General features: G+C 65.5%; 16 protein-coding genes and 2 pseudogenes. 14 read left to right on the top strand and 4 right to left on the bottom strand.

Annotation, left to right across the window (positions count from 1 at the left end):
* The 7 genes and pseudogenes from CCR96_RS23980 to CCR96_RS23950 all read left to right on the top strand — a co-directional run.
* Positions 1-281 (top strand): annotated as a pseudogene (locus CCR96_RS23980) (hypothetical protein); the annotation flags it as partial.
* Positions 282-311: 30 nt separating this feature from the next.
* The gene (locus tag CCR96_RS23975) at positions 312-584 is read left to right on the top strand and encodes a F0F1 ATP synthase subunit C (RefSeq protein ID WP_201224620.1); all 273 of its coding nucleotides are present in this window, start codon (positions 312-314) and stop codon (positions 582-584) included.
* Between the two features lie 4 nt (positions 585-588).
* Positions 589-1,347 (top strand): F0F1 ATP synthase subunit delta, encoded by a 759-nt coding sequence (locus tag CCR96_RS23970; protein WP_201224619.1) that lies wholly within the window; start codon positions 589-591, stop codon positions 1,345-1,347.
* Between the two features lie 170 nt (positions 1,348-1,517).
* Positions 1,518-3,035 (top strand): alternate F1F0 ATPase, F1 subunit alpha, encoded by a 1,518-nt coding sequence (locus CCR96_RS23965; RefSeq protein WP_201224618.1) that lies wholly within the window; start codon positions 1,518-1,520, stop codon positions 3,033-3,035.
* A gap of 4 nt (positions 3,036-3,039) precedes the next feature.
* Positions 3,040-3,969, top strand: coding sequence for a F0F1 ATP synthase subunit gamma (locus CCR96_RS23960; protein WP_201224617.1), 930 nt, complete (start codon positions 3,040-3,042; stop codon positions 3,967-3,969).
* A 325-nt stretch (positions 3,970-4,294) separates the two neighbouring features.
* Positions 4,295-5,080 carry a DUF72 domain-containing protein gene (locus CCR96_RS23955; RefSeq protein WP_201224616.1) on the top strand — a complete coding sequence of 262 codons (786 nt, stop codon included), beginning with the start codon at positions 4,295-4,297 and terminating at the stop codon, positions 5,078-5,080.
* Positions 5,081-5,095: 15 nt separating this feature from the next.
* On the top strand, positions 5,096-8,113 hold the full coding sequence (locus CCR96_RS23950; RefSeq protein WP_201224614.1) for an AMP-binding protein: 3,018 nt from the start codon (positions 5,096-5,098) through the stop codon (positions 8,111-8,113).
* Between the two features lie 197 nt (positions 8,114-8,310).
* On the opposite strand, the pseudogene CCR96_RS23945 reads toward CCR96_RS23950, so the two are convergent.
* Positions 8,311-9,192: pseudogene (locus CCR96_RS23945) on the bottom strand (DMT family transporter); the annotation flags it as partial.
* A gap of 221 nt (positions 9,193-9,413) precedes the next feature.
* Here CCR96_RS23945 and CCR96_RS23940 point away from each other — a divergent pair.
* From CCR96_RS23940 to CCR96_RS23930, 3 genes are all read left to right on the top strand, one after another.
* On the top strand, positions 9,414-9,794 hold the full coding sequence (locus tag CCR96_RS23940; protein WP_201224610.1) for a DUF72 domain-containing protein: 381 nt from the start codon (positions 9,414-9,416) through the stop codon (positions 9,792-9,794).
* Positions 9,795-9,894: 100 nt separating this feature from the next.
* Positions 9,895-10,152, top strand: coding sequence for an AAA-like domain-containing protein (locus CCR96_RS23935; RefSeq protein WP_242519339.1), 258 nt, complete (start codon positions 9,895-9,897; stop codon positions 10,150-10,152).
* Positions 10,103-10,339 carry a hypothetical protein gene (locus CCR96_RS23930; protein WP_201224608.1) on the top strand — a complete coding sequence of 79 codons (237 nt, stop codon included), beginning with the start codon at positions 10,103-10,105 and terminating at the stop codon, positions 10,337-10,339. Before CCR96_RS23935 ends, CCR96_RS23930 begins: the two co-directional genes overlap by 50 nt.
* 256 nt (positions 10,340-10,595) lie before the next feature.
* On the opposite strand, the gene CCR96_RS23925 is transcribed toward CCR96_RS23930, so the two are convergent.
* Positions 10,596-10,796: a dodecin family protein gene (locus CCR96_RS23925; RefSeq protein WP_200244513.1), complete on the bottom strand. Its 201-nt coding sequence runs from the start codon at positions 10,794-10,796 to the stop codon at positions 10,596-10,598.
* Between the two features lie 744 nt (positions 10,797-11,540).
* Here CCR96_RS23925 and CCR96_RS23920 point away from each other — a divergent pair.
* The 4 genes from CCR96_RS23920 to CCR96_RS23905 all read left to right on the top strand — a co-directional run bounded on the left by CCR96_RS23920 (position 11,541) and on the right by CCR96_RS23905 (position 17,558).
* Positions 11,541-12,515, top strand: coding sequence for a 1-phosphofructokinase family hexose kinase (locus CCR96_RS23920; protein ID WP_201224606.1), 975 nt, complete (start codon positions 11,541-11,543; stop codon positions 12,513-12,515).
* 81 nt (positions 12,516-12,596) lie between these two features.
* Positions 12,597-13,586, top strand: a complete 990-nt coding sequence (locus CCR96_RS23915; RefSeq protein WP_201224604.1) for a type I glyceraldehyde-3-phosphate dehydrogenase — start codon at positions 12,597-12,599, stop codon at positions 13,584-13,586.
* On the top strand, positions 13,583-16,645 hold the full coding sequence (locus tag CCR96_RS23910) for a cation-translocating P-type ATPase (RefSeq protein WP_201224602.1): 3,063 nt from the start codon (positions 13,583-13,585) through the stop codon (positions 16,643-16,645). The genes CCR96_RS23915 and CCR96_RS23910 overlap by 4 nt, the downstream gene beginning before the upstream one ends.
* Positions 16,646-16,775: 130 nt before the next feature.
* A complete protein-coding gene (locus CCR96_RS23905; protein WP_201224600.1) occupies positions 16,776-17,558 on the top strand; it encodes a VIT1/CCC1 transporter family protein in 783 nt (260 codons plus the stop codon).
* A 171-nt stretch (positions 17,559-17,729) separates the two neighbouring features.
* On the opposite strand, the gene CCR96_RS23900 is transcribed toward CCR96_RS23905, so the two are convergent.
* Together CCR96_RS23900 and CCR96_RS23895 are read right to left on the bottom strand one after the other, a co-directional pair.
* Positions 17,730-19,391: an ATP-binding protein gene (locus CCR96_RS23900; RefSeq protein WP_201224598.1), complete on the bottom strand. Its 1,662-nt coding sequence runs from the start codon at positions 19,389-19,391 to the stop codon at positions 17,730-17,732.
* A gap of 9 nt (positions 19,392-19,400) precedes the next feature.
* Positions 19,401-20,861 (bottom strand): ATPase domain-containing protein, encoded by a 1,461-nt coding sequence (locus CCR96_RS23895; RefSeq protein WP_201224596.1) that lies wholly within the window; start codon positions 20,859-20,861, stop codon positions 19,401-19,403.
* Positions 20,862-21,032 lie beyond the last annotated feature (171 nt).

Raw genomic sequence — 21,032 nt, 5'->3', positions numbered from 1 at the left:
GCATCCTGCTGAGTCTGACGCCGTTCTTCTTCCCGATCGTGATGCAGCTGCTCGGGCTGCTCACCGGCATGATCCAAGCCTACATCTTCGCCGTGCTGGCGATGGTCTACATCGCCTCGGCGAGCAGCGCCCAGCGGGCAGCCGACCTGGGCTCCGACCAGGGCTCCGATCAGGGCTCCGATCAGCAAGGCAAGCAGCAAAGCGACCAGCAAGGCAAACAGCAAGACGATCAGCAAAGCGATCAGGCACCCGAACAGACCGACCGCTCGACACAGGCTTAACCCCCCACAGCTTCATCATCAGGAGGTCTTATGGACAGTATCGCCCTCATTGGCATGGTGTCGGCACTCAGCGCTGGACTCACGATTGGCATCGGCGCGATCGGCCCGGCGCTCGGCGAAGGCCGCGCAGTGGCCCAGGCCCTGAGCGCCATGGCTCAGCAGCCCGATGAATCGGCCAACATCACGCGCACGCTCTTCGTCGGTCTGGCGATGATCGAGTCGACGGCGATCTATTGCTTCGTGGTCTCGATGATCCTGATCTTCGCCAATCCGTTCTGGGACCAGGTCATCGCCGGAGGCTGAGACCATGCAGATCGACTGGCTCACGGTCGCCGCGCAAGTGGTCAATTTCCTGATCCTGGTCTACTTGCTGAAGCGCTTTCTCTACCAACCGGTCACCGCGGCAATGGCGCGCCGCGAGCAGCGGATCGAGGATCGGCTGCAACAGAGCCGCGAGCGTGAGGCGCGGGCCGAGCAAGAGCGCGAACGCCTGCATCAGCGCCTTCAGCAGCTCGAGCAGCAGCGCGACAGGCTCATGCACGAGGCGCGCGAGCATGCCGAACAGGAGCGTCAACAGCTGCTCGATGAGGCCCGCGACGAGCGCGAGGCCAACCGCCAGCGTTGGCAACAGCAAGCCGAGGATGAGAAGGATCGGTTTCTCGAGGGTCTGCGGCGTGAGACCACAGCAGGCTTCGAGCAGCTGGCGCGCAAGGCCCTGACCGACTTGGCCGATGTCGAGCTGGAAGCGCAGATGGTGCATCAGCTCATCGCCAAGTTGGACGCGCTGGACGAGGACATGCGTCAACGGTTGGCGGATGCCTCGGCGAGCGAGCAGGTCCAGATCAACACCCGTTTTGCGCTGGCCGAGTCGCAGCGACGACAGCTCACCGAGGCGATCCAGCAACAGCTCGGCGAACAGCGCGACGTCGCTTATCAGGAGTCATCGCAGCTGCTGTGCGGGATCGAGCTCCGGGTCGGTGGCCAACGCCTTGGCTGGACCCTCGCCGACTATCTCGATCAGTTCGAGGCCCGCCTCGACAACGCCATCGGCGCGACACCCGCCTGAGGTTCAGCGCTTGGACAGCCTGGCGTTCAGCGCCGTCTTCAGCACAGTCACCAGTTGATGATTGCACGACCATCGCAACGAGCCAATCCATGCCATGCAGAGCCATGCCATGCAGAGCCATGCAATCAGTAACCGACCTTGAGCCACCTCAACGTTGCGGAGACCGCCTGATGCTCGAACGCACGCTCGAAGAGAGCTTTGATCGCGTCCGCGCCACCATCGAGAGGGTCGAGCTCCAACCCAAGCTCAGCGAGATCGGCACCCTGCTCGAGGTCGGCGGCGGCATCGCCCGGGTGCGCGGACTGCCGACGCTGGGCGCCGAAGCCCTGGTGCGCTTCCCCGACGGCGTGCTCGGTCTGGCCGTCAACCTCGACGAGCACGAGATCGGCATCGTCTTGCTCGATCAGGGGGATCGCCTGACGCCAGGGGCGCAGGTGCGAGCCACCGGACGCCAGGCCGACACCCCGGTCGGCGAGGCCTTGCTCGGACGCGTGATCGATGCCACCGGCCGCCCGCTCGATGACGGCGGGCCGCTGTCGACCACTGAGCGCTGGCCGGTGGAGCGACCGGCACCGGCGATCATGGAGCGCGCGCCGGTCTCCACCCCACTCGAGAGCGGGATCAAGGCGGTCGACGCGATGATCCCGATCGGCCGCGGCCAACGCGAGCTGATCGTCGGCGACCGCCAGAGCGGCAAGACCACCGTCGCCATCGACACCCTCATCAACCAGCGCGACAAGGATGTGCTCTGCATCTACTGCGCGATCGGCCAACGCGGCACCGCGGTGGCGCGCGCGGTCGACGCGCTGCGCGGCAGCGGCGCGCTCGCGCGGAGCATCGTGGTCAGTGCCTCCGGTGAGGATGCGCCCGGGCTGCAGTACATCACGCCCTACGCGGCGACGGCGATGGGCGAATACTTCATGCAACAGGGCCGCGATGTGCTGATCGTCTACGACGATCTGACCCGCCACGCCCGCGCCTATCGCGAGCTGTCGCTGTTGCTGCGCCGCCCACCAGGCCGTGAGGCCTACCCGGGCGACATCTTCTACATCCACTCGCGGCTGCTCGAGCGCGCCACGCACCTGCGCGAGGAGCTCGGCGGCGGCTCGCTCACCGCACTGCCGATCGTCGAGACCCAGGCCCAGGACATCTCTGCCTACATCCCCACCAACCTGATCTCGATCACCGATGGCCAGATCTATCTCTCGCCGACTCTCTTTCGCAAGGGGCTGCTGCCGGCCATCGATGTCGGGCGCTCGGTCTCGCGCGTCGGCGGCAAGACCCAGTATCCGACCTTTCGCCAAGTCGCTGGCGATCTGCGCCTCGCCTATACCCAGTTTGAGGAGCTCGAGACCTTCGCGCGCTTTGCGACCCGGCTCGACGAGCGCACCCGACAACGCATCGAGCGTGGACGGCGCGTCCGGCAGATCCTGCGTCAGCCGGCTGGGCAGCCCTTGCGCGCGAGCGAGCAGGTCGCGGTGCTGCTAGCGACCAACGAGGGTCACCTCGATGCGGTGCCGACCGAGCGCGTGGTCGAGGCCGAGCAACGCATCCGCGAGCAGGTGCGCGCCGCGCTGCCCGCGATCTGCGAGCGGATCGATGCCGGTGACGACCTGGACGAGCCGGACTGGGAACAGCTCGAGACGGCCGCCGCTGAGGCTGTCAGCGGGCTGACCGAGGACGATTGACCGCATGGAATCTCCCCAAGCCCTGCAGCAACGGATTCAGAGCCTTGGCGATCTGCAGCAGATCGTTCGCACCATGAAGGCGCTCTCGGCGGTCAGCATCCGCCAGTATGAGCGTGCAGCCGACACCTTGGCCGATTCCGAGCAGTGCATTCAGCTCGGCTTGCAGGTCGCGCTCCGCGACGGTCTTCAGGCCTTGCCTGATCGCAGCGCCAATGGGAGCAGTGCGGCAGCCGTCATCGTCTTTGGCACCGATCATGGACTCTGCGGCCGTTTCAATGAAGTCATTGCCGAGCAGGCGTTAGAACATGTGTCGGAGCAAGCATCGCAGCAAGCATCGGAGCAGGCATCGGAACAATCACCCGGCGAGCAGGCCCGCGGCGAGCAGGCCCCCGCGGCGATGCACTGGCTCGCCGTCGGCGAGCGCTTACTGCCGCTGCTGGATCAGCAGAGCCAACTTGAGTGGATGCAGGTGCCGAGCTCAGCGACCGGGATCACGGCTGTGGTGCAACGGGTGCTCTTGCGCGTCGATGACTGGCGGGCGCAGGGTGTCGACCGGGTCGAGCTGTTCCACAACCGCCCGAGCGGTCGCAGCGGCTATGCGCCGACGCGGCAGCAGCTGTTCCCGTTCGACCGAGAACGCTTTCAGCGCTTCGCCCAGCTCCCCTGGCCATCACGGCAGCTGCCGCAAGCGATGATGCCGCAACCTGCTCTGCTGCGGCATCTGCTGCGCCAGCACTACTTCTTCATGCTGTTTCGCGCCCTGGCCGAGTCGCTTGCCGCCGAGCACGGCGGTCGCCTGGCGGCGATGCAGGCCGCTGAGAAGAACATCGACGAACGGCTCGAGGAGGTCACCGGTCGCTTCCGCCGCGTGCGCCAAGAACAGATTACCAGCGAGCTGCTCGATGTGGTGTCCGGCTTCGAGGCGGTGTCCTGACAGGCGTGATCTTCCGTTGTCGGCGGCCACTTGCTGAGGTGCGGTGGCGCATTTGCCCCGCCGACGGGGAATAACCCCCGATGACTCCCGTGATCCCCAGCGTTGTCGCGCTGATCGTCAATGCTGGTGCTCGGTTTCTGCGCGGTCTCTCATCTCAATCTCTGCTCTTCATACTGCCATTGGCCAGAAACTTGCTGGCTTGCTCTGGTGCAGAGGCACGCAAACAGATCACCGCAACGCAGATGAATAGGATCTGAATGACGATTCAGCTCGCCTAAGCGACGCCATCTGCATCCAGTCTCGCTGATCCCTGCTCGAGGTCTCTATGGCAAGGCACCGCATCGGCACCTCCGGCTGGTCCTACGACCACTGGAATGGCCCCTTCTACCCAGATGATTTGCCCAGCAAGCGCCGCTTGCAGGCCTATGCGCAGACCTTCAACGGCGCAGAGATCAACAATAGCTTCTACCAGCTGCCCAGTGAGGACAGCCTCGCCGCCTGGCGCGACAGCGTACCGGATGACTTCTGCTTCGCGGTCAAGGCGAGCCGCTACATTACCCACATGAAGAAGCTAAAGGACCCAGCGCAGGGGCTGACACCGCTGCTCGAGCGCATGCGCATCCTGGGACCCAAACGCGGCCCGCTACTGTTTCAGCTGCCACCGAAATGGCGGTTCAATCCGGAGCGTTTAGAGCAATTCCTCGAAGCACTCAAAGGCGCCGGCGAGGATGCCGGCCATGATGCCGGCGGGGATAAAGGGCGCTGGGCCTTCGAGTTTCGTGATCAGCGCTGGATCAACGACGAGAGCTTGGCGCTGCTCGAACGCTTCAACGCCGCCTTCTGCATCTATGACCTCGACGGCTACGAGACCGCGCCGCATCTCACCGCCGACTTCGTCTATCTGCGTCTGCACGGACCCAACGGCCCCTATCGCGGCTGCTACTCAAACCAGGCGCTCGAGCGATGGGCCGAGACCTTGCAAGGCTGGGCCGATCAAGGCCTGGACACCTACTGCTGGTTCGACAATGACGAAGCCGGCCATGCGCCACGCAATGCCCAGACCCTGGCTCAGCTTCTCGGCTCGAATGGGTCTGCATACATCAGCGAATAGACGGAGACCGGTGAAGTGAGCAGCGAGCGACGGAAGGTCAGCGAGATCCGGGTCCTTAACGAATTCATCCCGCTGCTGCGCGAGCGTGGCGATGCGATAGCGCTGGTGGAGCTCGAGCGCGAGCAGCGCCGAGACTGGAGTGCCGCCTCACTGGCTGAGCAGGCGCAGGGCCTGGCCGCCGGACTTCGTAGCGCCGGGCTCGAGCCCGGCACGCGTGTCCTGCTCTATGCACCGAACTCGCCACAGTGGATCATCGCCTGTCTGGCCATCATCAGCGCCGGGGCCATCCCGGTGCCGGTCGATAGCCAGATCGGTGAGCGCGACCTGGCTCATATCGCCGCCAACAGCGGCGCGCGCTGGGCCTTGACCACCGAGCGGCTGGCCAACAAGCTGCAGCAGGCCGCCGAGTCGCAGCCAACGCTCGTCTTGCTCGATCGCGATAAGGGTAATGAGGAGCATGACACTGACAGCGCCGATCGCGTTGATGAGCGCAATCAGGGTGCGGATGCCAGCGGCGACGACGACGCCAACGGCGATGCCCGACCCGCTGGCGCCCATTCAATCGCCAGATTGCTGCGGGAGACGCCTGATGAGGCACCTGATGAGGCGACTGACACCGCCCGCGACCTCGGCGAGCAACCCGATCCATCCGCCGAAGCGGTCCTGTTCTACACCTCCGGCACCTCCGGGCCGCCCAAGGGCGTCCCGCTGACCCATCACAACCTGTTGTCGAACCTCAAGGCGATCCTGAGCCAGGACATCGTCGGTCCCAGCGATCGGCTGCTGCTACCGCTGCCGCTGCATCACGTCTATCCGTTCTCGCTCGGGATGCTGGGCCCGCTGGCGCTCGGGATCAGCATCATCCTGCCCTACTCGCTGACCGGCCCACAGCTGGTGCGCGCGCTGAAGGAAGGCGAGGCCACCGCGATGCTCGGCATCCCGCGGCTCTACTCGGCGCTGCTCGACGCCATCAATCGGCGCGTTGCCGGTGCCGGGCGCCTCGCCAGCGCCGCCTTCTCGGGTCTGCTGAGCGCGCTGGTCGTCCTGCGGCGGCAGACCGGCATCAATCTCGGCGCACCTTTGCTGGCACCGCTTCGCCGCCGAGTGGCGCCAAAACTGCGATTGCTCATCTCCGGTGGGGCCGCGCTTGAGGCCAAGACTGCCTGGCGGCTCGACGCGCTCGGCTGGCAGGTCGCAACCGGCTACGGGCTCACCGAGACCTCGCCGATCCTGACCTTCCTCGCCCCGCCCGGGAGACGCTTCGACAGCGCCGGGCGCGCCCTGCCCGGCGTCGAACTCCGCATTCAAGCGCAGCAGCCCGGCAGCGACAAGGATCGCGACGACGCTGCGAGCGGCGCAGAGACGCCAAGCTCCAGTCAGGCATCGGGCCAAGCGCAGGCAACAGAACAGACGCTGAACTCAGAGCACTCAAAGGCCGGTGAAGATGAGTCAGAGCCTGGTCAGGTGGGTGATCGGACACCAAGCCAAGACGGGATTCAGGCTCAAGGTGAGATCCAGGCCAAGGGGCCAAACATCTTCAGCGGCTATCTGGATCTCCCCGAGAAGAACGCCGAGGTCTTAAGCGACGACGGTTGGCTGCGCACCGGCGACCTGGGCCATCTCGATGAGCAGGGCTGGCTCCATATCAGCGGCCGGGCATCGGCGCGGATCGTGCTGGCTGGCGGCGAGAACATCGACCCCGAGCGCATCGAGGCGTGTCTCGAGCACTGTCCGTCGGTGCGCGAGATCGGGGTGCTCGGCCACGAAGGTCGGCTCGCCGCGGTCGTCGTCCCGGAGGCCGAGGCCGCGCGCGATCAGGACCAAGACCGTCTGCGACAGCAGATCAGCGACGAGATCACCGCTGCATCGCGCGAGCTGGCCAGCACCCAGCAGATCGACAGCCTGCGACTCGACCGCTCGCCACTGCCGCGCACCCGGCTCGGCAAGCTGCGCCGCCCTCGCCTCGCGGAGCGTTTCGAGGCGCTGTCCGAAGGGGCCGAGACCGCCCCCGAGCCGGGGCTGGCGCCATTCGACGATCTCACGCCAGAGGATCGCCAGCTGCTCGAGGACCCGGCCGCCAATCGCGTCTGGCACTGGCTCGGCGAGCGTTTCTCGGACCGCCCGATCACTCCGGATACCGATCTGAGCCTCGACCTCGGCGTCGACTCGCTGGCATGGGTAGATCTGACCCTGGATCTGCAGCAGCAGGCCGGCCTGGCGCTCGACGAGGAGGCCATCGGTCGCATCGAGCGCGTGCGCGATCTGCTGCAGGAGGCCATTGAGGCCGAGCAGACCGCAGTCACCGGAGCCACGCTCATTGAGCGCTTGCAAGATCCCGAAGCGCAGCTCAACGAGACCGAGCGACAGCGTTTATCCCCGCCGCCGGCGCCGTTACGCTGGCTCGCGACGCTCGTGCATGCACTGGTGCGCCCGATCCTGCGCGGGCTGTTTCGGTTGCAAGCGAGCGGGACCGAGCAAATCCCCACCTCGGGCGCCTGTCTGCTGACGCCCAACCACCTCAGTGCGGTCGATCCGGGAGCGATCTTGGCCGTGCTTGATCACGCGCGTCGCCGCACCACCTGCTGGGGTGGCGCGACCGCGATCATGTTCAACCGTCCCTGGATGCGGTTGCTGAGCCGCGGCATGCGGGTGCTGCCGGTGGACCCCTCCGGCAATCCGTTGACCAGCCTCGCGCTCGGTGCCGCAGCACTCAAGCGGGATTGCATGCTGATCTGGTTCCCCGAGGGCCAACGCTCACCAGACGGGGAGCTGCAGCCGTTTCGCTCCGGTATCGGTTCGCTGGCCCTCGCCAGCAAGGTGCCCATCCTGCCGGTGCATCTCAGCGGCACCCGCGAGGCACTGCCGCCCGGCTCGCTGCAGCTCCGCCCACGCCCGGTCGAGCTGCGCATCGGCGCCCCGGTCGACGCCGAGACGCTCGCGCAGGAAGGTCATGGTGAGGACGATGCCGAGCGCATCGCCCATGCGCTTCAGACGCGGGTCCGTGCCCTCGGCTCCGGCTCCAGCAGCGCCTAGACGGGGGGAAGTCTCCTTCGCGACAAGTACCCGTTATTCTTCTCCGGCTTCTTGGGTCGTTCAGTAGCTGTTCTGGCTTCCGTCCACCTTGTGCCTGCGCCTGGCTTTAAATCGGTTGGTTCCTGAGCAATGCCGCGGCGAAGAGACGGTCTTGCGCCAGAAGACCGCCAACGGCTCAAGGGCCTGGTCACCCATCGCGTCTGACGCTGGCTGCCACCCTCTTTCGCGCCCAACGTGGTGACCGCAACCAGGATCAGCCCCATACCCAGGATCTGTAGCCCGCTCAGGTCCTGGCTCAACAGGGCCACGCCGAACAGCGCAGCGGTGATCGGCTCCACCATGGCGACGATCGAGGCGACGGTCGGTGGCGTCGCCCTGAGTCCCAGGATATAGAGGATGAATGATAGCCCTGCGCCGAGCACGCCCAGCGTCGCGAAGAGCGGCCAACGCGTGGAGGTCAGCACGGCCGCCTTCTCGCCCGTCTCGCCGCCCCAGGCGAGCACGATGACGAGGAGCGCAAACGCGATCGAGAGGATGGCCTGTGGACTGCCGTGGGCCGCAGCCCGCTTGAAGCCGAAGATGAAGACCGCGTAGGACACCCCGGCCAACAGCCCCGTGACGATGCCGAGCAGCGTGATGTCGTACGCGCCAGTCTCGTAGACCCTCGTCAGGAGCAGGATGCCGAGCAGGACCAGGGCCATCGAAACCCACTTTGACGGCGTGGGTCGTTCCAGTTTCAGCGCGAAGGACAGAAGGTAGACGAACACCGGGGCACAATACATCAGCGTCGCCGCCACCGCGATGCTGCCTTCGGCGAGACTGGTGAGATAGAAGAAGAAGTTACCGGCCACCCCGAGACCGGCAACCACCGACCAGCCCCAGAGGCGGGGACGCGCCAGTCCGCTGCCACCCGGGCGCACGAGGAGCCAAGCGAGCACGAACAGAAGCCCGATCGCGCCGCGATAGAACGACACCACCGCCGGACCCCAACCCTCGGCCATCAGCATCCCACCGATCCCACCTGCAAGCCCCCAGCACAGCGCCGCCAGCGCCACGAAGGCCGTGCTCATGCGTGCCATCTGTCCTCCCGCTGTCTGGTACGACGATCATCGTCGGCAGTGGCCACTTGGCGAGTTCGCAAATACAGTCATGCGATGCCTCCGCCTGCTGGCCATGCAGATCACATGCCAACATTTGCCGGCTGTGAGGCGGTGTCCTGATAGCTGTGATCCCCCGTTGTGGGCGGTCACTTGCTGAGGTGCGGTGGCGCATTTCCCCCGCCGACGGGGAATATGCCCCGATGACGCCCGTGATCCCCAGCCTTGTCGCGCTGATCGTCAATGCTGGTGCTCGGGTTCTGCGCGGTCTCTCATCTCAATCTCTGCGCTTGATCCTGCCATTGGCCAGAAACTTGTGCATCTATGACCTCGATGGCTACGAGACCGCGCCGCATCTCACCGCCGACTTCGTCTATCTGCGTCTGCATGGACCCAACGGCCCCTATCGCGGCCGCTACTCCGATCAGGCGCTCGAGCGATGGGCCGAGACCTTGCAAGGCTGGGCCGATCGCGGCCTGGACACCTACTGCTGGTTCGACAATGACGAGGCCGGCCATGTGCCACGCAATCGCGCTGATGAGCGCAATTCAGGAGCGGGTCCGCGCCCTGGGTGCCGGCTCTGAAGACGCTTAGAGACTTGCGGCGGCGGCGCCCGAACCCGAGCCCAAGTCCGGGCCTGCTATGCTTGGGCACCCATTCCCATGCCGCCGGAGCCTCGCCCGCATGCGCTTTTTCAACACCGAAGGGCCGGTCCACTGCGCCCAACATTACTGCCTGCCGCCGCTCGTGCGCTGGGATCTGGATGAGATTCTCGGGCTCATCGAACGCCAGAAGTATTTCCTGCTGCATGCCCCGCGCCAGACCGGTAAGACGAGCTGCATGCTTGCGCTGATGGAGCATCTCAATCGCGAAGGCGTCTATCAGGCACTCTATGTCAACATCGAAACAGCCCAGACCGTGCGCGCTAAAGGTCTGGCGTGATGGGCGCCTCGATCCATTCGCGCAGGGCCTCAAGCAGCTCGATGGCTACCTGGCCGGCCTGGGCCTGGACAGCGGCTGGTTGATCATCTTCGACCGCCGCGGCGGCCAGCCGCCGATCGCCGAGCGCACCGGCGCCGAGGAGGTCAGCAGTCCGGCTGGGCGGCGCATCTGGGTGATCCGGGGGTGAGATCAGTCACCAAGAGAGCGCCTAGCAACGGCACAGTCGGCCATAGGCCAGGTGCTCTCCTGCTTCCTGCTCGGCGCTTCAGCCTGTCGGCAGACTCACTGCCGTCGGATCTGCCGCGGCTTGCCCTGCTCCGATCGCTGCATCCGGATGTGCAGCACGCCTAGGCGAAGACTTGCTTAGCAGCCGTCCATTTTCTACTTCCCGATTCTTGCCGGACAGTGGCGCTCAAATCGGGAAGCAGTTGGTGGACACTTTCTTACTCCATGACGAAGGTCACCTTCATATCGACGCGAAAGCCGGTGATCTTGCCGTCGTTGACGACGACCTTTTGCTCCTTGACCCAGGCCCCTTCGATGTTCTTGAGGCGCTTGCTGGCCTCTTCGATGCCGGTGCGAATCGCGCGCTCGAAGCTTTCGGTCGACTCGGCGGTGATCTCAATAATCTTGGCGACAGACATGGCTGGCTCCTCATCAGGTTGTGTCAGTTGCAGGATGTGCCGGGGTGACCGTGACGGAGACCACGGCACGCTCGCTGATAGCACGGTGCGTGCCAGCGTCCATCTGCTGAGGAGAATCTGTTGAGCCGGAAGCCATTCCGAAGCTGACCCGGAAGCGCACCCAGGCGCCATGGCTCGGTTGGCTCGATCGAGCACGCCAAGAACAAGAATGCGCACGGCTAGCCGCCGCTGCTAGTCGGCCCTGATCGCGTTTGCTCACCCCTGCCCATGTCAGCTCAGCCGCTCAGCAGCTCAAGCCTGGGAAAACACCTGGGATGGCGAATGATGACAGTCGTGGGGGTTTTAAACGTCTGTCGGGCGAAAACAACCACGCCGCTTCGCTGATAGGCCTCGTGCCGCTTCGCTGGCAGGCCTCGGTTCGACCGTCGTTCAGCGGTCGGCCCCGCTGCGGCCAGGGCCAAGGTCAGAGCAAGCCAACGATCACTCCGAGCGGGATGGCACCGATGACCAACCGACTCAGAAAAGTCACGAGTGGCATGCATTCTGCTTTAGTCGAGATAGCACAACGCGAGAGCGAGAGCGCGCATGGGGCTGATCCCTTTCAAAGGGACCAAGGCTCAAGGGGACCAAGGCAACCTAACGGGAGCCGAGCAGCCGATGCCGGCAGCCAGGCGCATCGCATTAACGCAACGTCATCGTGAACCTCACGTGAAACTCACGTGAACCTCATCATGGAGATCCGGGATGCCCGACGTCGTCACTCTGACCATGAACCCGGCGCTCGATCTGAGTAGCGAGACCGAGCAGCTGAAACCTGGGCAGAAGACACGCTGCAGTCTGCCGCGCCGCACGCCCGGCGGCGGCATCAATGTTGCCCGAGGGCTGCATCGGCTCGGCACCGATGTGCTCGCAGTCTATCCGTCCGGCGGAGCGACCGGCCAACGGCTCGATGGCCTGCTGGAGCAGGCCGGCATCCGCACCCAATCGCTGCCGATCGACGGCGACATCCGCGAGAATCTCTCCTTGGCAGAGCAGGCACCGCACCTCGAGTCACCCCGGGTCTTCCATCTGGTGTTTCCCGGTCCCCAGCTTGCCGAGCGCGACTGGCAAGCCGTTCCCGAGACGCTCGAGGCGATCGCTCCAGCGCCTCGTTATCTGGTGCTCAGTGGCAGTCTACCACCCGGCGTGCCCACGGACTTCTATGCCGAGGTGGCTCAACGCGTCTCGCAGCGTGGTATCCGGGTGGTGGTCGACACCGCGGCGCCAACGCTCGATGCCACCCTGCGCGCCCAGCCGCCGCTGTTCCTGATCAAGCCCAACCGTCACGAATGCCACCAGCTGTTCAAGGTCGAGCGCGAGGAGCCTGAGGCCTATCTCGCCGGCATGGAGGCGCTGCTCGACCAAGGGGCTGCTGAGGCCATCGTCGTCACCTTGGGCAGCCAAGGAGCAGTGCTCGCTAGCGATGGCCTGCGTCTGCACCTGCAGCCACCGTCGGTGCAAGGCCGAGCCCCGATGGGGGCTGGTGACAGTTTCGTCAGCGCCTTGATCCATCGCCTGACCCAAGACGGCACGCTGTCCGACGCAGCCCGCGATGGCGTTGCCGCCGCAGCGGCTGCGGTCAAGACGCGCGACGCCAATCTGTACCGCAAGCAAGACCTGGAACATCTGCGCTCACAGGTCCAGACCCATGAGCATCATCCGACCCCCAAGCAATCCTGAGCCCAAGCAATCCTAAGCCCATCTAATCCTGAGCCAACGCAATCCTGACCGGAGCCCACCCAATCCTGAGGAGTCAAGACCATGGCAAGAATCGCAATCAATGGACTCGGGCGCATCGGACGCGCCACCCTGAAGCTGGTGATGGAGGAGCCTAGCCTCGAGCTAGTCGGCATCAACGATCTGGCCGACCATGAGCAGCTCGCCTACCTGCTCCGCTACGATTCGGTCTACGGGCGCTCGACGCACGAGGTCGCCAGCCAAGACGGTCAACTGGTCATCGATGGCCAGCGCATCCCGCTGTCTAACCACGAGGACCCGTTGCTGTCACCCTGGAAGGATCTGGACGTCGATCTTGTCTTCGAGTGCACCGGCGCGTTCAGGAACCGGGACGCCCTGCAACGCCACCTTGAGGCCGGCGCCCGTAAGGTCATGCTCTACGCTCCAGCCAAGGACGAGAGCATCCCGATGATTGTCCCGGGCGTCAATGACGCCGGCACCGCGCCGATCTTCTCCTGCGCCAGCTGCACCACCAACTGCATCGCGCCAGTGACCGAGGTCATGCAGCGGCGCATCGGTGTCGCCAAGGCCATGATGACGACAGTGCATGCCTACACCTCGACTCAGGAGACGGTCGATGCGCCCTCCAAGCGCATGGAGCGCGGCCGTGCGGCGGCGATCAACCTGGTGCCCACCAGCACCGGCGCGGCCGAGGCCACCAACCGCGTGCTCGGGGAACATCAGATCGCGTTCGATGGACTCGCTGTGCGAGCGCCGGTTGCGGTGGGCTCGCTGGCAGACATCACCTTCGTCACCAGCCGGGCGACCTCGCGCGAGGAGGTCAACAAGGTCTTCATGGAGGAGTCGCTGAACCCCCGTTACTCGAAGGTGTTGTCGATCATCGAGGAGCCGATTGTCTCCTCCGACGTCATCCAGGACGCGCACGCCTCGATCGTCGACCTGGGCTTGACTCGGGTCGTTGACGATGACTTGGTCAAGGTCATGGCCTGGTATGACAACGAGTGGGGCTATGCCGCCCAAATGGTGCGCGAGGCAACCCGTCTCTACCAATGACCGCGTTCTACCGACAGCAGCCAGAGGGCGCGCTCGAGCACGTCGACAGCGATGCCGACCACGGCCTCTCCGAAGCCGAGGTGCGCGAGCGGCGCGAGCAGTATGGCCGCAATGCGCTGCGCCAGACGCGCTCGCGCCCGGCCTGGCGCATCCTGATCGATCAGCTCACCAGCATCGTCGTGCTGCTGTTGCTGGCGGCCTCTGGTGCAGCGCTGCTGTTCGGGCAGGTCATCGAGGCCATTGCCATTGGTGCCGCGATCCTGGTCAATACCATTATCGGCTTCGCGATGGAGCTGCGGGCGACGCGTGCGATGGAGGCCCTGCAGCGCATGGGCAAGACCCAGACGCGGGTGCTGCGTGAGGGCCACAGCCGCGAGATCCCGGCCGATGAGCTGGTACCCGGCGACATCGTGCTGCTCGATGCCGGCGACCTGGTGCCGGCCGATCTGCGCCTGCTCGAGGCGAATCGACTGCAATGCGATGAGGCCGCGCTGACCGGCGAGTCGGTGCCGGTCGACAAGCGGACCGAGGCGCTCGATTCCGCATCGGAAGAAGCGTCGGAGGACAAAGCGCCGGAAGACAAGGAAGACAAGGAAGCGGAGAAGACGAAAAAGGCCGACAAAGCGCCGCCGCTCGGCGAGCGCTACAACATGGCCTTCAAGGGCACCGCCGTGACCCAGGGCTCGGGCAGCGGCGTTGTCGTCGCCACCGGCATGGAGACCAAACTGGGCCACATCTCGGATCTGGTGGCACAGGCCGAGCAGTCGGCGACCCCATTGGAAAAGCGGCTTGACCGGCTCGGCCGACGTCTGGTCTGGCTGACGCTGGCGATTGCGGTGGTGGTCGCCGGCGCAGGGCTGATTGCCGGCAAGGAGCTGTTGGTGATGTTGGAGACGGCCATCGCACTGGCCATCGCCGCGGTCCCCGAAGGGCTGCCCGTGGTCGCGACCCTGGCCTTGGCCCAGGGCATGCGTCAGATGGCGCGGCGCAACGCGGTAGTGAAACGGCTCTCGGCGGTGGAGACGCTCGGTGCCGCGAGCCTGATCTTCACCGACAAGACCGGCACCCTCACCGAGAACCGGATGGTGCTGGCGCAGCTCGCCCTCGAGCAAGGCACACTGCGCTTCGAGCGCCCAGGCCAGACGACGACGCAAGCGACCGAAGGCCGCAGTCAAGACGAGAACAGGCGTCAAGACGAAGGCGGCCGTAGAGACGAAAGCCATCGTGAAGAAGGCAGCGGCGACGGCGACGCCAGAGCCGACGCGCGGATCACTCTCCACGGCGAGCCGCTAGACCTGGCGAATGAGCCGGCCGCGCGCGCCGCACTCGAGACCGGCGTCCTTTGCAACAACGCCGAGCTTGGAAGCCGAGCAATACCCGATGATTCCGATACGCGTGCTGGCGCTGGCGACAACGCCGATGTCCCCGCTGGCAAGACTGCAACAGCCGAGGCTGGTGGCGATGCCAAGGCCGACGCCGACGCCGACGCTGGCGACAACGCCAAAGCCGATTCCGACTCGGACTCCAACGCCGACACCGATGCCGTTTCCAACGCCACGGGCGACCCCACCGAGGTCTCCTTGCTGGAAGCCGCGGCACTCGCCGGCCTGCACCGCCATGAGCTGCTCGAGCGCTGGCCAGAGCAGCGCGAGATCAGCTTCGATCCCGACCTGAAGATGATGGCGACCGTCCATCAAGGCGATAACGGCTTCCGGATCGCCGTCAAAGGCGCGCCGGAGTCGGTGCTCGAGGTCTGCGACCAGGTCCTCACCGCGGACGGCGAGACCTCGCTCGATGACGAGGCGCGCGAACACTGGCAGCAACGCAGCGAGGCGCTTGCCGCTGACGGGCTGCGCGTGCTCGCACTGGCACAACGCCAAGCCGAGCGCGAGGACGAAGACCCCTATCAACGCCTGACCCTGATCGGCCTGGCCGGCCTCTACGATCCGCCCCGACGCGGCATCCAGGACGTGATCGCGGCTTGCCAGCAGGCCGGCATTCGCATCGTGATGGGCACCGGCGATCATGCCGCCACGGCGCAGGCCATCGCCGCCGAGATCGGCATCGCTGGCAGCGACGAGCCGGCGATCGAAGGCGCGCGGCTCGACGATCTCGAGCAGCTCGATGACGACGAGCGTCGCGAGCTGCTCGAGCGCTCGGTGTTCGCGCGCATCAGCCCCGAGGAGAAGCTGCAGCTGATCGGGCTCTATCAGGACGCCGGCTGGATCGTCGGCATGACCGGCGATGGGGTCAACGACGCGCCCGCCCTGAAGAAGGCCGACATCGGCATCGCCATGGGTCAGCGCGGCACCGAGGTCGCGCGCGAGGCCTCGGACATGGTGCTCAAGGACGACGCCTTCGCGACCCTGGTCGCGGCCATCGAGCACGGGCGGACCATCTTCAGCAACATCCGCCGTTTCATCGTCTATCTGCTCTCCGGCAATCTCGCCGAGATCATGGCGGTGGCGGCAGCGGCGCTGGTGGCGGCGCCCCTGCCCTTGCTGCCGCTGCAGATCCTCTACATCAATTTCGTCTCCGATGTGATGCCCGCGCTCGCGCTCGGCCTGAGTCCTGGCGAGCACGGCGTGATGCAGCAGCCACCACGCGCGCCCGACGAGCCCATCCTGATGCGCCGGCATTGGGGCGCTGTCGGTGGCTATGGGGCGTTGATCGCGGTCACGGTGCTGATTGCCTTCGCCATCGCGCTCGGGCCGATGCAGCTCGACACCGCCCATGCGGTGACCATCAGCTTCCTAACCTTCGGCTTTGCCCGGCTTTGGCATGTGCTGAACATGCGCGACACCGAGTCGCCGCTGCTGCTCAACGAGGTCACGCGCAATCCCTATGTCTGGATCGCGATCGCCATCGGCGTCGCGCTGCTGATCGTCGCGACCTACATCGCACCGCTGGCGGCGATCCTCTCGATCGAGATCCCAAGCATTGGCGAATGGCTGCTGATCCTCGGGTTCTCGCTGCTGCCGCTGATCCTGGTGCAGCTCGGTAAGCTGGTGGCGCATCGGCTGATCCGGCGTCGACACCCGTCACAAGTCGATCCATAGCACCAGTGCACCAGTCGCAATCAGGAACGGTGCAAGCATAGCTGGAGCACCCACAGGCCAGCCAAGCCCTTCCTGAGCTGGCCCCCTGCAACAGGTCTGCAACCTCTGCCAACAAGGAGCACATCGCACGATGCCCGCAAAACAGCCTCGACAACGCTCACGCTTACACCTGGCCCGCGCACACCATGCGGACGAGGTTCGCGCGCGACTCGCATCTGAGGGCGGTGGCGGGCACCTCGGCGACGCCGTGCTGGGTGCCATCGACGGCGGCATCACCAGCTTTGCGGTCGTCGCCGGCGCCGTCGGCGGCGGCTTCTCGAGCCTGGTGGTCATCATCCTGGGCGTCGCCAGCCTGCTCGCCGATGGCTTCAGCATGGCGGTGAGCAACTATCTCAGCACCAAGAGCGATGCCCAGGCCGCCGATCAGGCCCATCGTGAGGAGTTGCGGCACATCGAGGAGATCCCCCAGCATCAATGCTTGGAGCTGCGCGAGGTCTTCGCCGCTAAAGGCTTTGAGGGCGAGACGCTGGATCGCATCGTCGAGACCATCGCCGCCGACCCCGAGCTCTGGGCCAAGACCATCACCCAAGAGGAGTTCGGGCTGCAGCCAGGCGACACCGGCCAGCCGTTGCAGTCGGGTGCGGCGACCTTTGCCGCGTTCGTGCTGGTCGGCGCGATCCCGCTGATCCCGTTCGCGATACCCGTCCTCAGCCTCGACCAGGCCTTCATCGCCAGCATCGCCGCAACCTCGCTGGCGTTCCTGGGCGTCGGCATCACCAAAGGCTGGGCGTTGGATCAGTCCCGGTTCCGCTCCGGTCTCGAGACCCTACTCACCGGCGGCGGTGCCGCGGTGCTGGCCTACGGAGCGGGCACCCTGCTGCGGACCTGGCTCGGAACGGGCGCGGTCGCCTGATGGACAGCGCGATCGCTAGGAAACTGTCCATCAACTTCTTCCCGATTTGAGTGCCCATGGTGGGCGATTATCGGGAAGTAGAAAATGGGCAGCCACGAGGCAAGACGTCGCAGTCAGGCCGTGATCGGCAGCCCGGCGATTAGCGCGTTACCGCATTAGTGCGTTACCGCTTTAGCGCCCGGCGATGGCGGCTTCGAGCTCCGGCATTGCGACCGGCTTGACTAGGTGGCGGTCGATGCCGGCGCAGCGGGAGCGGCGGCGGTCCAGCTCCCGGCCGAAGCCGGTCACCGCAATCACCCGCAAGTCGGCGAAGCCCCTGAGCCTGCGCAGTCGCGTCGCCACCTCGTAGCCGTCGAGACCCGGCAGACCGATGTCGAGCACCACCACGTCGGGCCGATGGGATTCGGCCGCGCTGAGGCCACCGGGGCCGTCGCGCGCGAGCACCACATCATGCCCACGCTGCTCCAGCAGCCGCTTTAGACCGTTGCCGAAGTCCAGATTGTCCTCGATCAACAGGATGCGCTGCGACGGGTCCGGAGCGCTGTGCGCCGGAGCTTGCTGTGTCGGTGCTTGCTGCCCTGCCCCTTGCTGTCCTGGCCCTTGCTGCCTTGGCTCTTGCTGTCCTGCCCCTTGCTGTCCTGGCCCTTGCTGCGTTTGCAGGGAGCGATCAGCCCCGGCCACGGTCGACGGTGCTGTCTGCAGCGGCAGCAGCACCCGGAATTGACTGCCTTGGCCAGGCCCGTCGCTCTCGGCGTGGATCGAGCCGGCATGCATCTCGACCAGCGAGCGCGCCAGGGTGAGCCCCACCCCCAACCCGGAGCGCGAGGTCTGCGGCTCGCCGTCACGCTGCGGGGCCTGAAAGAAGGGCTCGAAGATGCGCGCTTGGGTCTCGGCGCTCATGCCGACGCCCTGATCGCGGATGCCGACCTCGGCCAAGCCATGGTGCGCGCGGGCGCTGAGCCGAATCTCGCTGTCCGCCGGCGAATAACGGCTGGCATTGACCAGCAGGTTGGCGAAGATCTGACGCAGCCGGGTGGCGTCGGCCAGCAGCGGCATGGGCTCATCGCTGATGTCGAGCGCGAGGCGTTGGCTGTTGGCCTCGAGCGTCGATTGGACCTGGACCACGACGTCCTGCAACGTGGTACTCAAATCCAGCGGCTCGCACTGCAGGCTGAGCTTGCGGCGGGCGATGCGCGAGATATCGGAGAGGTCGTCGAGCAGGCGCTTGATCTGCGTCGTTTGGGTGGCGATCACATCGAGGCAACGGGCCGCCTGCGGCACCTCGCACCGCAGCGAATCCAAGACCTCGCCACAGGTCATGATCGCCGCGAGCGGGTTGCGCAGCTCATGGCCCAGCGTGGCTAGGAACTCATCGCGCTGGGCCACATGCTCAGCACGCTCGTTGAGCAGATCCCGAATCCGGTATTGCTGGTGCCGCTCGCGCAGGGCCATCTTGACCGCATTGACAAAGACGGTGCTGTTCACAGGCCGCTCGATCAGCCGCACATGACCGTAGATGTCATAGTCGTCCAAGGCCTCGAGACTGGCCTTGGCGAGCCGCCGGGTGAGCACGATCAGCGGCAGCGACGACCACTCTTGCTGCTGCGCGAACCGCTCCCGGATGCAGACACCGGCATCACCGCGCAACGCCTCACCTGCGACCACCAGGGCCGCGGCAGACGCCGACAGTGCCGAGCACAGGGCGGCGGTATCGGCACAGAGATAAGGCTGCAGCCGCGCCTGGCGGAGGAAACGCTCACAGAGCGAGGCATCATTCGGGCTGGGTGCCAAGATCAGGATGCGCTCGGTACCGTTGGGGATGTGATCAGCCACGCGCATGACTCAGAGCAGCGGCTTGTCCTTACCGAGATACTCAGGCAGGCCCGTGAGCACACCGCGGAATTCGCTCAGCGGCTCGCCGACGATGACCCCACCGGTGCCGATCTTGTACTCGCGGATGGTGCGCTCGTGATCGCCATAGCGCTTCTTCATCACCGAGAGCGCGTAGCGAATCGCCCCGCCGGCCTCGAAGTAGCGCTGGGCGATGACAGTATCGGTCAGATAGCTCAGATCGACGGCGAGGCCTTCTTGCCGGTTCAGTGGGCTCGGTTGCGCCAGCGTGACCAAGGTCAACGCGCCCTGGGCGCTCAGGTAGCTCAGCAGGTCATGCACCTGCAGGTTGATCGAGGGGTCATTCGGCATCGCCTGCAGATAGCCGTTGAGGCTGTCGATAATGATGATCTGGGTCTTGTGACAGTCGACCTCACCGGCAAGCTCATGCGCAAGCTCCCCTGGCGCGACCTGGCCAGGGTCGATTTGGCGCAGCTTCAGCAGCTCCGAGTCCAGCGCCGAGTCGATCGCGAGTCCCTGGCTGAGGGCACGCTTGCGGAAGGTGGTCAAGGACTCATCGAAGGCATAGAGCGCAACCCGCTCGCCGCGCTCCGCTGCGGCCATGGCGAAGCTGCTGACTAAGGTCGATTTGCCACAGCCGGGCGGGCCGATGATGCCGACGCTGGTGCCGCGCTCGAGTCCACCGCCGAGCAGCGCATCAAGGGGTTCGCTGCCGCTCGAGATGAGTCCGTCGCGCGCTGGCGCCGACGCTCGACCCGGCTCAAGCCGCGGAAAGACGCTCAGCCCACCGGTCTCGATGCGCAGATCATGAAAGCCGCCGACATAGGGCTGGCCGCGCAGTTTCGGCAGCCAGAGCCAACGCCGACCCGGTCCGTAGTCATTGACCCGCTGCTCCATGCGGATGATGCCCCAGGCCAGACTGCGCGGGTGCAGTTCCACCGGTCCACTCGCCTCATCGGTGACCAGCAGGGTGGTACCAAGCTCGTCGGCCTTGCTGCGGAAGAGCTCGACGTGGCGCCGAAAAAACGAAGACTGATCGCTGTAGATCCGCAAGGCGGCCAGGGTGTCGAGGACGAGGCGCTGCGGTTTCAGATCATCCATCTCCGCAAGCGCCGCCTGAACTCGGTCATCGAGCGCGATCTCCGTGAGATCGAACAGCGCCGTGCTATGGATCTCGTCCGAGCTGATCAGGTCGCGCATCTGCAGGCCATCGATCGACCAACCGTGCGAATCGGCGATCACGGCAACCTCAGCCGGACTCTCGGCGAGGGTGATCAGCAGGCAACGCTCGCCGCGGCGCACACCCTCGAGCAAGAACTGGAGTCCGAAGGTGGTCTTGCCAGTACCCGGGTTGCCCTCGACGAAGTAGAGATGGCCCGGCCGGAGTCCGCCCTTCAGGACATCATCCAGCCCAGGAACACCGGAAGAGATCAACGCGTTTGACGTCGACATGCAGAGGCTCCTGATCTAATGACGAGCCAGCAGCGCCTCGCTGGCTGATTGACAATCATCGTGTTGAGGATCAGCAAAGGTGCCCGTGGATTGAGCCGCAAGCGAGCATTAATTTCAACATCAATCCAGGAAAAACACCACGTTTCCGCGTTGTCGCCTAGGCCAGCATGC

The organism is Halochromatium roseum, from assembly GCF_016653315.1.
GTDB classification, from domain to species: domain Bacteria; phylum Pseudomonadota; class Gammaproteobacteria; order Chromatiales; family Chromatiaceae; genus Lamprobacter; species Lamprobacter roseus.
The sequence above is the reverse complement of the archived record's forward strand: the minus strand, read 5'-3'. Positions and strand labels throughout refer to the sequence as shown.

What these genes read in the sequence shown, in the direction of transcription:
- CCR96_RS23975 (WP_201224620.1), top strand. Translation starts at nt 312, where the DNA reads ATGGACAGTATCGCCCTCATTGGCATGGTGTCGGCACTCAGCGCTGGA.
- CCR96_RS23970 (WP_201224619.1), top strand. Translation starts at nt 589, where the DNA reads ATGCAGATCGACTGGCTCACGGTCGCCGCGCAAGTGGTCAATTTCCTG.
- CCR96_RS23965 (WP_201224618.1), top strand. Translation starts at nt 1,518, where the DNA reads ATGCTCGAACGCACGCTCGAAGAGAGCTTTGATCGCGTCCGCGCCACC.
- CCR96_RS23960 (WP_201224617.1), top strand. Translation starts at nt 3,040, where the DNA reads ATGGAATCTCCCCAAGCCCTGCAGCAACGGATTCAGAGCCTTGGCGAT.
- CCR96_RS23955 (WP_201224616.1), top strand. Translation starts at nt 4,295, where the DNA reads ATGGCAAGGCACCGCATCGGCACCTCCGGCTGGTCCTACGACCACTGG.
- CCR96_RS23940 (WP_201224610.1), top strand. Translation starts at nt 9,414, where the DNA reads ATGACGCCCGTGATCCCCAGCCTTGTCGCGCTGATCGTCAATGCTGGT.
- CCR96_RS23935 (WP_242519339.1), top strand. Translation starts at nt 9,895, where the DNA reads ATGCGCTTTTTCAACACCGAAGGGCCGGTCCACTGCGCCCAACATTAC.
- CCR96_RS23930 (WP_201224608.1), top strand. Translation starts at nt 10,103, where the DNA reads ATGTCAACATCGAAACAGCCCAGACCGTGCGCGCTAAAGGTCTGGCGT.
- CCR96_RS23925 (WP_200244513.1), bottom strand. Translation starts at nt 10,796, where the DNA reads ATGTCTGTCGCCAAGATTATTGAGATCACCGCCGAGTCGACCGAAAGC.
- CCR96_RS23920 (WP_201224606.1), top strand. Translation starts at nt 11,541, where the DNA reads ATGCCCGACGTCGTCACTCTGACCATGAACCCGGCGCTCGATCTGAGT.
- CCR96_RS23915 (WP_201224604.1), top strand. Translation starts at nt 12,597, where the DNA reads ATGGCAAGAATCGCAATCAATGGACTCGGGCGCATCGGACGCGCCACC.
- CCR96_RS23910 (WP_201224602.1), top strand. Translation starts at nt 13,583, where the DNA reads ATGACCGCGTTCTACCGACAGCAGCCAGAGGGCGCGCTCGAGCACGTC.
- CCR96_RS23905 (WP_201224600.1), top strand. Translation starts at nt 16,776, where the DNA reads ATGCCCGCAAAACAGCCTCGACAACGCTCACGCTTACACCTGGCCCGC.
- CCR96_RS23895 (WP_201224596.1), bottom strand. Translation starts at nt 20,861, where the DNA reads ATGTCGACGTCAAACGCGTTGATCTCTTCCGGTGTTCCTGGGCTGGAT.